Origin of the sequence: Niallia sp. NCCP-28 (assembly GCF_023168165.1) — a bacterium.
In the GTDB taxonomy this organism is placed as follows: Bacteria; Bacillota; Bacilli; order Bacillales; family Cytobacillaceae; genus Niallia.
Map to the genome: position 1 here is coordinate 269,259 of NZ_BQYJ01000004.1, position 13,505 is coordinate 282,763.

8 protein-coding genes are annotated in these 13,505 nt (G+C 33.4%); 2 read left to right on the plus strand and 6 right to left on the minus strand.

Features of this window, described 5'->3' with window-relative positions:
• Positions 1–21: 21 nt before the first annotated feature.
• Positions 22–1,164 carry a sensor histidine kinase gene (locus NCCP28_RS13925; RefSeq protein WP_248562008.1) on the minus strand — a complete coding sequence of 381 codons (1,143 nt, stop codon included), beginning with the start codon at positions 1,162–1,164 and terminating at the stop codon, positions 22–24.
• Between the two features lie 668 nt (positions 1,165–1,832).
• Here NCCP28_RS13925 and NCCP28_RS13930 point away from each other — a divergent pair.
• Positions 1,833–2,483, plus strand: a complete 651-nt coding sequence (locus tag NCCP28_RS13930; protein WP_248562212.1) for a YigZ family protein — start codon at positions 1,833–1,835, stop codon at positions 2,481–2,483.
• Between the two features lie 149 nt (positions 2,484–2,632).
• The gene (locus tag NCCP28_RS13935; RefSeq protein ID WP_248562009.1) at positions 2,633–3,703 is read left to right on the plus strand and encodes an LCP family protein; all 1,071 of its coding nucleotides are present in this window, start codon (positions 2,633–2,635) and stop codon (positions 3,701–3,703) included.
• A gap of 132 nt (positions 3,704–3,835) precedes the next feature.
• Here the strand turns inward: NCCP28_RS13935 and NCCP28_RS13940 are convergent, their stop codons facing one another.
• The 5 genes from NCCP28_RS13940 to NCCP28_RS13960 all read right to left on the minus strand — a co-directional run bounded on the left by NCCP28_RS13940 (position 3,836) and on the right by NCCP28_RS13960 (position 13,504).
• A complete protein-coding gene (locus NCCP28_RS13940) occupies positions 3,836–4,900 on the minus strand; it encodes a glycosyltransferase family 4 protein (RefSeq protein ID WP_248562010.1) in 1,065 nt (354 codons plus the stop codon).
• Positions 4,901–5,402: 502 nt separating this feature from the next.
• Positions 5,403–6,212: a teichoic acids export ABC transporter ATP-binding subunit TagH gene (gene tagH, locus NCCP28_RS13945; protein ID WP_248562011.1), complete on the minus strand. Its 810-nt coding sequence runs from the start codon at positions 6,210–6,212 to the stop codon at positions 5,403–5,405.
• A 14-nt stretch (positions 6,213–6,226) separates the two neighbouring features.
• The gene (locus NCCP28_RS13950; RefSeq protein ID WP_248562012.1) at positions 6,227–7,042 is read right to left on the minus strand and encodes an ABC transporter permease; all 816 of its coding nucleotides are present in this window, start codon (positions 7,040–7,042) and stop codon (positions 6,227–6,229) included.
• A 65-nt stretch (positions 7,043–7,107) separates the two neighbouring features.
• On the minus strand, positions 7,108–9,225 hold the full coding sequence (locus NCCP28_RS23650; RefSeq protein WP_282579574.1) for a CDP-glycerol glycerophosphotransferase family protein: 2,118 nt from the start codon (positions 9,223–9,225) through the stop codon (positions 7,108–7,110).
• Between the two features lie 403 nt (positions 9,226–9,628).
• On the minus strand, positions 9,629–13,504 hold the full coding sequence (locus NCCP28_RS13960) for a PA14 domain-containing protein (RefSeq protein ID WP_248562013.1): 3,876 nt from the start codon (positions 13,502–13,504) through the stop codon (positions 9,629–9,631).
• Position 13,505: the final 1 nt, after the last annotated feature.

Consider the following 13,505-nt stretch of genomic DNA (forward strand, 5'->3'; position numbering starts at 1 on the left):
CGCCTCCCTAAACTTCCCTCTTTAATCATTGATAGGAACACTTACCATTACAACAGTTCCTGTCCCTATCTTCGTATCAATCGTTAACTCTCCATTTAAGAGTTCGACTCTTTCTCTCATTCCTATAATCCCAAAAGATTCCTCTTTTTTTTGCTCTTTATTGAACCCTTTGCCATCATCTTTAATCATGACAATCACTTGATCTCTGCGTATCTCTATTCTAACCGTTATCACTTTTGCTTCCGCATGTTTTAATGCATTCTGAACAGATTCTTGAATCAGACGGAATAAAGCTACTTCATATTTGCTAGGCAGCCGCAAGTCTTGTCCTAAACTAGAAAAGACAATTCTTGTTTTTTCATGATACTCTTCTATCGTTTGAAGATATTTTTTTAAAGTGGGCACAAGTCCCAAATCGTCAAGAGCCATTGGACGAAGATCATAAATAATTCTCCGAACTTCATAAAGAGCGCTTCGCACCATCATTTTTAAACTTCTTATTTCTAAAATAGCCTCTTCTGCACCTTTTTCCCGATAAATTCTTTCCACCAAATCAGAACGCATCATTACATTGGCCATCATTTGCGCTGGTCCATCATGGATTTCTCTTGAAAGACGTTTTTTTTCTTCCTCTTGTGCACCTATAATTTTTAATCCGAAGTCTTGTTTTTGCTTAGCATCCTCAAGCACTTCGCCAACCTGCTTTAAATCACTGATTAAATAATTCATGACAACGGAAATTTGCGTCACAAGATGCTCGGCTCTTTCGATCGTTTCATCTAATCCGATTAAACGTCTCTCAATATCATCTCTGCGTTCACGGTATTGTTTTTCCAAAGAGCGGTTTATGCTTAATTCCATTTGCAGAGTATGAGCTTTTTCATACGCCTCTCTTACTTCCATTTCCGTATATTCATTAAAATGCTTGCTGACTTCAGACAATCTTCTTCTTGCAAATCTTGCTTGAATTTCTAGTTTATCCCCTTCTTCTATCGCCTGTAACACTAGTGCTTTTATCTCTTTTAATTCTGTTGTTAATTGTTCATAGTCTTGTCGACATTGTTCTCCAATACGAAAAATCTCATCTTTGCTAAAGCCAACAGTTTCTACCATTTGCTCTAAAATTAAATCTAGTGTTTTTGTCTCAAATTTCCTTATTACCATATATACAATTCCTCCAAAAGGACTGAAAACCCTTCCTGTATCCATTCTATTTTAGCGTGAAAGTATATAATATATATTTTACAATAGAAAATAATAAAAAAATCGTTATTTATTCTTATCTTAACAACTATTTTAATGAGTCTTTAGACCTAATTATTTTATATTCCAATAAAACCATATGATAAAAATTATCGATACTGACATAATAATAGCTAAAACAAACATCATCAGTATAAATAAAAACTCCAATTAGACTTTTACAGGCTAGTTTCTCCCTACCTAGACCTCTCTTCTTCTCTTAGGTTGGGGCAAAAGTCCGTTAAATAGTGATAAAATTACACAGGCGGTTTCTCCCACTTATTCCGCTAATAACTAAGTCATCCACCTGTAATGTACTGTCAATATAGGATTTAACAAACTATTTCCCGCAAAAAATAAAAGAACTATTTGAGCATTGAGTTTTATTTATTATACCATGTGTCCTAGCTGTTAATATTAAGATTTCATTACAAACCATTCAAGAATTGAAGAAAAACTCGTGTCGAATTATAATGAAAGAAGGCGCTAAAGTGAATACTTTAACAAAAAATCAGCAAAGGTCTTCTAAAAAGCCATCTAAATATTTCCCAACAAAATTTCTATTACTTGTAAAAAAGGAGCGATGTTTTATGCTTCCTTGCTACCAAACTGTTCAAGGATACGGTGAACATGAACTGATTATTCAAAAATCACGTTTTATTGCACATATTCAGAGAGTAGAAACAGAAGAAAAGGCACAGGAATTTATCCAAGAAATCAAAAAAAGACATAAAGATGCCACACATAATTGTTCTGCTTATTTAATTGGGGAAAACAATCATATTCAAAAAGCTAATGATGATGGAGAACCTAGCGGAACAGCAGGTGTACCCATTCTGGAAGTTTTAAAGAAAAAAGAATTAAAGGATACCGTTGTTGTTGTCACTCGCTATTTTGGCGGAATCAAACTTGGAGCTGGAGGGTTGATTCGGGCATACGGAAAAGCCACTTCAGAAGGAATATTCTCCACTGGTGTAGTGGAAAGGAAATTGATGAAAATTATCCGGACAAGCATTGATTATACCTTCCTTGGCAAAGTAGAAAATGAGCTTCGATCTTCTTCCTATCAGATAAAAGATATTCATTATGTAGATAATGTTCAAATTGAAACATATATCAATATCAATTCGATTCAAGTATTTACAGACTGGATAACAGATTTGACAAATGGCCAAGGAGAAATGGAAGAAATCGGAGAAGTCTATTTAGAAACCCTGTTGTCCAAAAATAACGAGGGTTAACTAAGAAATACCCATGCAAAGAAATTTCTGCAAAAAATACTAGAAAATTCCCTATTAAGAAATAAGACACAGATTTACGTAATCACAATTCGATAGTACAATATTCATATTGATATTTCGACAAAATTCTTTTATTAAAGGAGAAACAAATGGCAATTAACAGAGAGTCTGTAAATAATAATAAACGCAAACGAAAGAAAAGGCTTTTCACTTTTATCCTTGTACCGCTTTTGGTTTTGGCTGTCAGCGGCGTAAGTTATGGAGCATTCCTCTATACAAAGGCAAAGTCTGTTGCAGACGATTCCTATCAGCCAATTGATAGAGAAACAAAAAGAACATCAAAGGTAGATCCAAAGATTGATGATGTATCCATTCTATTTATTGGAGTGGACGACAGCGAAAAACGGTCTTCCAAATCAGGCACTACTAGATCAAGATCAGATGCATTGATGCTTGCAACATTAAATGAAAAAGAAAAATCAGTTAAGTTGCTAAGTATTCCTAGGGATTCTTATGTATATATTCCCGAAAGAGGCTACAGCGATAAAATTACCCATGCCCATTATTTTGGGGGTGTTAGCTCTACATTAGAAACGGTAGAAGAATTGCTCGATATTCCTGTCGACTATTATGTAAAAATGAATTTTGACGCTTTTATGGATACAGTAGATGCATTAGATGGAATTGAAGTAGATGTACCCGTGACTTTTACTGAACAGAACTCAAAAGATAAAAAAGGAGCCATTCATTTAGAAGAAGGCTTGCAAACATTAAATGGTGAAGAAGCATTAGCCCTTGCAAGAACTCGTAAAATCGATAATGATATTGAACGAGGCAAACGCCAGCAGCTTGTATTAAAAGCAATTATGAACAAAGCAGTATCTGCGAAAGCTATTACAAAATATACAAATCTAATGGAAGCTGTTGGGGATAATATGACAACAGATTTATCTTTTAGCGATATTCAATCCTTTTTATCCTATGCAACAGCAGAAAATGGTCTTCAAGTAGACAGCCTTACTTTAACAGGAAGCGATAGCTATATTAACGGCAAATATATTTATCAATTAGATCAAACAGCATTAGTGGAAACACAGTCTATCTTAAAGGAACATTTAGGTCTCACTGATAGTGATAGTAATTCCACCACAGATAATGAAACAACAACAGATGATTCAACTGGAGCATCTCTTGACACAACAAGCACTATCAGCAACTAATATTCTTAAAGCAGATTCCTTTTAAATAGGGGATCTGTTTTTTTCCTATATTGCCGTTTTTCCCTTTTTTTTATCATTTTAAACAAATTTAATAACATAAAAAAGATGTCCCCTTTATAAGGGACATCTTTTTTATGTTTTATCTTTTTCAGTTGTATATCGCAAATCATTAATAAATTTTAATATTGGTTTATAATTTTTTCCGACCAACCCAATTTTTTCTACAAATAATTCAATAATTAACAGCATAATGGCAATTAATAAAATAGCGCCCCATACTTTTGCTTGAGAGAATATAACCGCAACCAGTCCAAAAAACGTAGCCATTGCATAAATAATAATCACCGTTTGTCGATGAGTAAAACCAATATTTATTAAGCAATGATGCAAATGGGACTTGTCAGGCGCCGACAAAGGCTGCTTATTGATTAGTCGGCGAATGATTGCGAAGAAAGTATCAGAAATCGGCACCCCTAAAATAATCACAGGAATAACAAAGGAAATTAACGTTACGTTTTTAAACCCTAATAAGGACATCACCGCAATTATATAGCCAAGAAATAGAGCGCCTGTATCTCCCATAAATATTTTTGCAGGATAAAAATTAAAAAATAAAAATCCTAATGTACTGGCTAAAACGATAGAAGATAATGCAATAACATAGCCATTCCCCATAATCATTGCCATTCCAGTAATCGTAAACAATGCAATGGAGGAAACACCTGCGGCTAAACCATCCAGTCCATCAATTAAATTAATAGCATTTGTAATTCCAACAATCCAAAGAATAGTGATCGGTATATCTAAAAATCCAAATTGCAGCTGGCCGCCAAATGGCAAGTTGATAAATTCAACTTGAACACCGCCCCATACAACCACGGCAACTGCTGCAGCTGTTTGTGCAATAAATTTTATTTTCGCATTAAGATTATATATATCATCAAGTACACCAGTAATGATGATAATAAGGCTTCCAAGCAGAATCGGATAGTGATACGCTTTATCAGGATTAACCAGAAGCGCACCAATAAGAAAACTTATATATATAGCTAAACCGCCCATTCGAGGCATAATTTTTTTGTGAACTTTTCGCTGTTCTGGTTTATCTGTAGCTCCTACCTTAAATGCAAGTTTTTTCACAAGAGGTGTTAGTACGATAGAACCAATAAAACACATAATAAGTATAAAATAAATCATAGAGAGCCTCCCTAATGCCCTACTATACTAACAAATCCAGGCATGATCATTTCTGAATATATATCGAGGTTTATTATAGCACAATCCATACAAGCTTGGTGCATAATATTTGCTGCCTAATTTTACAATTATATTACAAACAAATAATATTTTTAATGCTGCCTTAACCTTCTATAGATTAAGACGTATACAAAAGACAAAAAGTTGCATATATTTATTCTATTTATTTTCCGATAAAACGCTTCTACAGTTTCTCCATTAATAATGATTCATTTATCAAGTAATGTTTTTATTTAGTATAGACTAATTAGATAAAAGTAAAACTATTTCCTGGACGAAATATATCTCTTTAAGATACCGCTTTCAAAAAAAGTGAAGATTCAATCCGACTTTACAGCAATTTCTGCCCACCTAACTTTTTTATTTTCTTTTATAGAGGGACAAAAGTTCGTTAAAAATAAACAGCCAATTTGCTTCAAATATGGCTGTTTATCATCATATATTATACTTTTCCTGCAAAATTAGGATCGCTTCTCTTTTTAAATCCTTCTTCACGGAATTCTTTTTTCTGTTTAGCAGTCAGTTTATTGTATTCTTTTAAAAATTCTTCATACGCAGGTATAACTTCTTGAATGCTGCCTGTCATTTTTAATTCCCCATGCTCCAGCCATATTGCTTTTTGGCAAAATTGTTTCATTTGGCCGATTGAATGACTGACAAAAAACATGGTTTTTCCCCGCTCTTTAAACTCTTCCATCTTTTTTAAGCATTTATCTGCAAACGCCTTATCTCCAACAGACAGCGCTTCATCTATTATCAGCACATCTGGATTTGTATTAACAGAAATAGCAAAACCAAGACGAGACTTCATTCCGCTCGAATAAGATTTTACAGGCTGGTCAATAAATTTGCCAAGCTCTGAGAATTCAATTATATCCGGTTCCAATGCTGCAATTTCTTCTTTGCTGAATCCCATCATTAAACATTTTAATTCAATATTCTCTCTGCCTGTTAATTCCCCATTTACTCCAGCTGCAACAGCAATTAAAGAAGCCTGCCCATCAATTTCCACTTCTCCAGAGGTTGGGGGCACAATGCCTGCAACAATATTGGATAAAGTTGATTTCCCTGATCCATTTACACCGACAAAACCAATAACATCCCCTTGTTCTGCTTCAAAACTGACATTTCTTAATGCAAAAAAAGCTTCTCCATAACTTTTCGGCAAAAAGATATCCTTTAATTTTTCTCCATTATTTGCATACAGCTTATATCTTTTTGTTAAATTCTTTACAACTACAGATTTTTTCATCGAACCACGTCCATTTATAAAAAGTCAATAAAATGTCTTCTGAATCTTACATGCATATAGGAACCAACTGCCAAAAGCAGAATAACCAATCCCCAGAAGTACAAAGTAATCGCTGGATGTGCCGTAATAAACCAGCCTTCTCCAAGAAGTGCATAACGATAGCCTTCTATTAAATAATAAACTGGATTTAAACGCATGATAAATCCAAATGTTTCTCCTAAACGTTCTGGAGACCATAAGATCGGCGTAATATACAGCAGCACTCTCATAACTGCTTGCAAAAGCATCTGAAAATCACGAACAATAGTAGAAATTGTGGATGTAATCAATGATAATGCAAACAAAAAGATAAGTGATGCAAATAAAAAATATGGCAGCTGCAGGTAATAAATAGAAATCGGATACCCTGTAAATTGAAAAATAATGATTATAATCCCCATTAACAACAATTGCGGATACAATAAAGATAAAATAACATAAGAAGGAATGGCGCTTAAAGGAAAATTCATCCTTGAAACCATCCTTAACCTGGAATAAATAGACCTTGATCCTTGGGTAATAGATGGGTAGATAAAAAACCATAATACTATTCCAGCTAGCATCCAAACTAAATAAGGAATCTTTCCGTTTTGGCCGTCCACCATTTCTCTTTGCTGGACAAATCCAAAGACAAACCAATAGATCGCAATTTGAATTCCCGGATTAATCAATTCCCAAAGAATTCCTAAATAATTATTTCGGTTAGCGCTTTTTAATTCATACATCGAAAGCCTTTTAATTAAATGAAAATTATCGATTTGTTCCTTTAATACTTTAAACATAGAAACCATAATATATGTGCCCTTCTTTATAAATTCGAAAACGCATGATACAAGTGTATATCTGCGGATTTCATCTATTTTAGAAAAACCTCTTTGACTACACGGCTAGAGGCATTTCCATCTTCCAAATAGCAAAATGTGTTATAAAAGTCAGTATATTTTTCTGTAAACTCCATGTTGTCCACATTTTTTATATAGTCAATTACTTCCTCTGTTGTTTTTACTAGTGGACCTGGGGCAGTTTTTTCAAAATCAAAATAAAAACCGCGCAATTTATCACGATATGTTTCAATATCATATACATAAAAGATAATAGGCCGCTTTAGGTTGCCATAATCAAAAAATACAGAAGAATAGTCTGTTATCAGGAGATCTGCAATTAAATAGAGTTCTCTAATATCCTCATAATTGGAAAAATCATAGGCAAAACCTTTATATGGCGTCAAATCAAAATTTTCTGCCACTAAATAGTGCATTCTTAGTATCACTACATATTCATTGCCTAATTCCTTTTTCAATTTTTTTAAATCCAATTCTAAATCAAATTTATATTTGCCTTTTTGATAAAACTGATCGTCTCTCCAAGTTGGTGCATATAATATCACTTTTTTATTTAACGGAAGATTAAACTTTTTCCTTAACTCATCCATATTGTCTTTTGTCGCCTGATCATATAATATATCATTTCTTGGATAGCCTGACTCTATTACTTTTTTATCAAATCGAAATGCGCTTCTGAAAATTTTAGAAGAATAGGCATTTGGAGAGATCAGATAGTCCCAATTTCTTGCTTCAAATAAAAAGTTTTCTTTATACTTTTCCGTACTTGTTCCAGGCATATAAACTTCATCCATATCTGCCGCCAATTTCTTTAAAGGTGTACCATGCCATGTTTGCAAATAAGTAGTGTGTTTCGGCTTCGGTATCCATAAAGGCAGCCTGCTATTGCTTACCCAAAATTCAGCTCTTGCCATCTTAAACAGCCATTTTAAAGAAAAGCGAGGAACAATCACTAAATCTTTTTCTTCAAAATTCTCAATGAACCTTGAATCCACACTCCAATACATATCAAAGTCAGGATGATGCTCTTTTAAGTATTCGTAAATCGCTCGAGGATTGCAGCTGTATTGTTTACCTAAAAAGCTTTCAAAAATGATTGATTTCTTTTTAACAGGCAAATAGCCTACCAGCTGAAATAATATTTTATACACTACTACAATCTTATTTGCTTGTTTCCACTTATAAAATATTCTTCTTATTCTTTCTTGTATTTCCTGATTCAAATAAAATACAGAAGCAGAAACAGTTAAAAATCCTCTTTGTTTTGTCGCTTTTAATGTTACTTTCTTTTTTGATTTGCCAATCTTCAAAACTTTTGATTGGGAATTTTCATGGATAAATGGCTGATAAGATAGTCTTGGGCTTGTTATATGATCAGCTGCATCAGAATCAGAAAAAGAAAATTCCAAATAGAATCTTAAATTGACAGCCCGATTATGCTCGAGGCACTCCTTAATATTGATAGTCGTTTCAAAGCCAATATTATCATAGTTGTTTAAGCCGCATCCATATTTTTCGGTTAAATCTTTTCTTATTTTTCCTTTTACAGGATACCTGAATTTTTTTTCATTTAAATCATTTGAAACAATTAATGTTCTCTTTATATTCCCATTCTGCAAACTATTATGCAAAGGATAAAAAGAGTATCCTGACAAATAAACCGTTCCATCCTTCTGTAAAGAAGCTTCATCAATGCCAGCCAATATATAAGGAGGCGCAGTTTTAAACGAAATGCCGCCTTCTTTGGTAGTGTATGGAGTAAAAAGAGAATGATCTTTTTCAAATAAATAATAGACTAAGGCATAAGATTGCTTATTGGATTTAAGTCTATATTTCTTTTTATTGGCTTTATCTCCTAACTGAATATAAAGATCCCAAATTGCTTTCTGTGAAAAGTCTTTATTATAAATATTTAAATCAACAGCCGTTTCATACACACCATACCCATTTAGAGAGGCAACTTGTGTAAAAGGAAAGGAAATAACTGTATCTGTATTTCTTAAACGAAAAAGGAGCGATTTATTTTGCTTGTTCAACAACAAATTTTCGTCGAAATAAAACTGAATAATTAAATCCTTATTTTTTATTTCGATTTCCTTTATTTGTTTGTTACTAACCTCCGCTTCACGCATCCTGTAACTCCTCTCGAAATATGTGAAAAAAGATAATATGTAGTAAGATATTTATTATTATAAGCATTTCCCCTACTATTTAAATCTATGAAACATTATATAGATAAAAAAGCTGGATTTCAAACTATATTGAAATTACTGCAAAAGTAGGATTTGTACTGTTAAATTTTTGTCACATAATCTTTTATTGTTTATGTTTTCATTATACAGCATAGAGATAATAGGCGTCTTCTAGTTATTTTTGCTTATAGTGATGTAATATTTTAAAATAACATTTATCGCTTTTCCCTCCTACTGATGGAAGTTTCACTTTATTGAAGGCTAAAAAAAAAACATTTTCACTTCCTTTTCCTTGTGAAGTGAAAATGCCCAAATAATTATCTATTAAACTGTTCTCTTTACGCTATTTATATTTTGGTATTTCCATTTCCATTCGATAGGAACTAAGCATTCCATACAAAGAACTAATTTTATTCACTTGTTTACTTGCCCATCCAATATCTGTTGCATATTGATGCACCCCTGGATTTAGTGGATTCCAGCGCATTTTATAAAGTGTATCCTGATTATAAGTAGGATGATTGATATAATTTTCCCCAATAAACTCTGCCCCACCAATAATCGCTTTTTCTGGAGTATCCCATCCTTGTTTATAAGCGTACTCGGAACCGCCTTTTAATGGTGCTGCATCATAAGCTCCAATTCCATACATATTGTATACCGTTTTCGGTGTTACTTTTTTGCCATCCACTGTTGAAACCTTTATGCCGGTTGCTAAACTGGATGTACCATTTCCTGTTTCAAGCAAAGAGTGGGAAATCAAATAAATTTCATTTACTCTATATTTTTCTCCTGCTTGTATAAAGGCTCCAGCTTTTCCTGATAAAATGCCTTTATCTTTAAGAATATTGGAATTCACCTCACTTTCACTAACGTTTGCACTGCTTGATAAAACCAAAAACTGAAGTTTCTGTTTTTCATCATTTATAAAGTTAGCTGCATCCATATAATACTTAACATCAGTTGGTCCTGCATTTACCCATGTGTTATAGGCCAAGCCATAGGTTGCTGGAAAGTCAGTAGTTGCCTTTTTCAGCTCTTTCCAATATTTATAATAATCTACCTCGTACCATAAAGTACCACCACTGTCTTTCACCTTAGATTTAATGGTTACTTTATCTCCTTCTTTCAACTTACCCACTATCCAATAGCTGGTTGATGGACCACCGCGGACGTTCCATGTACCATTTTCTATTAACCCATATTCATTTTTACTGCTAATATATCGAAATGCATTTTCACTCATATAGGTTGTATATTTTTTATCTGTTTGGGCGCTTTTAGTCATTTGAATATTAACCGCTTCATTAAGCGAATAGTTTGTATTCTCATAGCTTGTAAATACAGCCTTTGCCTTTTCCATAGAAAATTTAATGGATGCATTTCCTATGCCTTCTTTATACTTTAATACAAATTGGTGTTTTCCTTTAGATAAATAATAACCAACTTCTTTTGTTTCTTTGTTAATTTTTCCTGACCATGCATCAATCACTTTCTCGCCATCTATTTCTAGGATCACTCCGTCATCTGCTTTCACAATGAAGTTATAGTTTGCATTTTCTGAGATGACAAACTCTCTTTTAAAAATAGCTGAAAAGTAATCTGTTGGAATATCCGAATCTGGAGAATCAGTTTTCCAATTGAAATTAATATCAGTGATAGTATCTAATGAATCTTTTCCTCCCACTATAACAGGTTTCTGAGCATCCTTTACCTTATAAATAGGATTTTCGTCTTTCTCCATTGATTTTGGGTAATATTCTGCATACCATCCAGATGAATCAACAAGATTGCTGTCTTTAGCTGATATAAAGGATAATTTAAACTTTGCATTCGCCTTATTAGTGTAATGCCTTACTTCAATCCAATGAATATTTCCTTTATTTGTATTTTCTATTTTTACTTTTGTACTTTTTTCTTTATAAGCTCCATCTTTCCATTGGTCTATCACTATTTCTCCATCAATTAAAACTTGAATACCATCATCTGAGAAACCACGAATCACATATTCTCCAGCATCTAACTCTTTTGCTGTTATATACTTAGCAGAGAAATTATCTTTATTTACTCCATTTGCTGGAGAGTTCGCACCAAAATCCTGCGACAATGTCATACTGTTAGAAGTGTTGATCATTTTAACCGCCGCAGGAGTACCTTCTAAATTCTTATTATTATAATAATAAGCTAACCAATCTCCTAGTGGTGCAGCATCAGCAAATACTTTCGCATCGCTTTTCTTATCAAAATAATCTACTTTTATGATCTGGTTTCCCGCCTTTTTGGCATCATATATGGCAGTATCGTAAGTCCCTTTTGAACCAGACCAACGATTAATCAACCATTTATTGTCAATACTGACTCGAATTCCATCATCAGCAAATGTACTTATAAAGTATTTCTTATCGCCTGGTAACAATTTATAAAAACTAGCAGAAAAATTATCTTTTTCTAAATTTTTAAGAGGAGCATTTTTTCCCCAATCAAAAGCGATATCCTCCACTCTATTTTCATAAAATGTTCCACTAGTGCTGGTATTATTATAATAAGTTGCATACCAATCTTTTGTAGAGAGCTCTGCATTAGACGGTTTTATAGAAAAATCCAATGCACTTTTGCCTGTTCCCTCAAAATATTCCACTCTTATTTCATGAATATCTTTTGTTGAAGAACTAGTATCTTTTATTGGAACTTTCACTGCAATATTGCCGTTATAGCCAGACTTCCATTCATCGACCACTTTTTTCCCATCTATATATACCCTAATCCCATCATCAGCTTTCGCTTTGATGAGATAATCGCCTTCTTCCAATCGCTTAAATGTATAAAATTTGGCCGAATAGTTGTTATATTTTACTTTATCTGATGGTCTGCCATATCCATAATCAAAAGTCAGTGAATCATTAGAAGATGGATATATCTTTGAATCTTCAGGGGCACCCTTTAAGCTGACATTATTATAATAATAGCCAATCCATTCGCCAAAAGGCAGCACTTCTGCAAATAATGATGCATTCCCTGTGTTCTCATAATAATCTGTCCGAATGGAATGATTTCCCTTAGTCAAATTAGGCAGTACAGCAGAACTGAACTTACCGCCAGTTGACCAGCTATCAATAGCCTTTGAATTATCTGCATACATTCTAAGTCCATCGTCTGCATAGGCATGCAAAAAATAATCTTTATTTTCATCAATGGTTAGACTTTTTTCAAACCTTGCTGAAAATTTATTAAAATGTATATTTTCTATCGGAGCTTTTGTTCCCCAATTAAAGGCGATACTTCCTACTCTATTTTCATAAAATGTTCCACTAATGCTGGTATTATTATAATAGGTTGCGTACCAATCTTTTGTAGAGAGTTCTTCCTTAACTGGTGTTATAGAAAAATCCAATGCACTTTTGCCTGTTCCCTCAAAATATTCTACTCTTATTTCATGAATATCTTTTGTAGAAGAACTAGTATCTTTTATTGGAACTTTCACTGCAATATTGCCGTTGTAGCCAGACTTCCATTCATCGACTAATTTTTTCCCATCTATATATATCCTAATTCCATCATCAGCTTTCGCTTTGATGAGGTAATCGCCTTCTTCCAATCGCTTAAATGTATAGAATTTAGCAGAATAGTTATTATATTTTATTTTATCGGATGGTCTGCCATATCCATAATCAAAAGTCAGTGAATCATTAGAAGATGGATATATTTTGGAATCTTCAGGAGCACCCTTTAAGCTGACATTATTATAATAATAGCCAATCCATTCGCCAAAAGGCAGCACTTCTGCAAATAATGATGCATTCCCTGTGTTCTCATAATAATCTGCCTGAATAGAATGATCCCCTTTAGTCAAATTAGGCAATACAGCAGAACTGAACTTACCGCCAGTTGACCAGCTATCAATAGCCTTTGAATTATCTGCATACATTCTAAGACCATCGTCTGCATAAGCGTGCAAAAAATAATCTTTATTTTCATCGACGGTTAGACTTTTTTCAAACCTTGCTGAAAATCTATTAAAATGTATATTTTCTATTGGAGCTTTTGTTCCCCAATTAAAGTGCAAAGAATCATAGTTCTGTTCTATGGAACTGCCTGTTAAACTTTGATTATTATAATATCCTCCTGACCAATCAGACGATGCCTTGGCTTTATCAAAAGGTATATATAATAAAAAAACAAATAAAACTATACCTAAAAAGAAAATCAACTTATTGTACATA

Excerpts from the sequence above, each read along its gene's own strand:
- NCCP28_RS13925 (WP_248562008.1), bottom strand. The coding sequence starts at position 1,164 with ATGGTAATAAGGAAATTTGAGACAAAAACACTAGATTTAATTTTAGAG.
- NCCP28_RS13930 (WP_248562212.1), top strand. The coding sequence starts at position 1,833 with ATGCTTCCTTGCTACCAAACTGTTCAAGGATACGGTGAACATGAACTG.
- NCCP28_RS13935 (WP_248562009.1), top strand. The coding sequence starts at position 2,633 with ATGGCAATTAACAGAGAGTCTGTAAATAATAATAAACGCAAACGAAAG.
- NCCP28_RS13940 (WP_248562010.1), bottom strand. The coding sequence starts at position 4,900 with ATGATTTATTTTATACTTATTATGTGTTTTATTGGTTCTATCGTACTA.
- tagH (WP_248562011.1), bottom strand. The coding sequence starts at position 6,212 with ATGAAAAAATCTGTAGTTGTAAAGAATTTAACAAAAAGATATAAGCTG.
- NCCP28_RS13950 (WP_248562012.1), bottom strand. The coding sequence starts at position 7,042 with ATGGTTTCTATGTTTAAAGTATTAAAGGAACAAATCGATAATTTTCAT.
- NCCP28_RS23650 (WP_282579574.1), bottom strand. The coding sequence starts at position 9,225 with ATGCGTGAAGCGGAGGTTAGTAACAAACAAATAAAGGAAATCGAAATA.
- NCCP28_RS13960 (WP_248562013.1), bottom strand. The coding sequence starts at position 13,504 with ATGTACAATAAGTTGATTTTCTTTTTAGGTATAGTTTTATTTGTTTTT.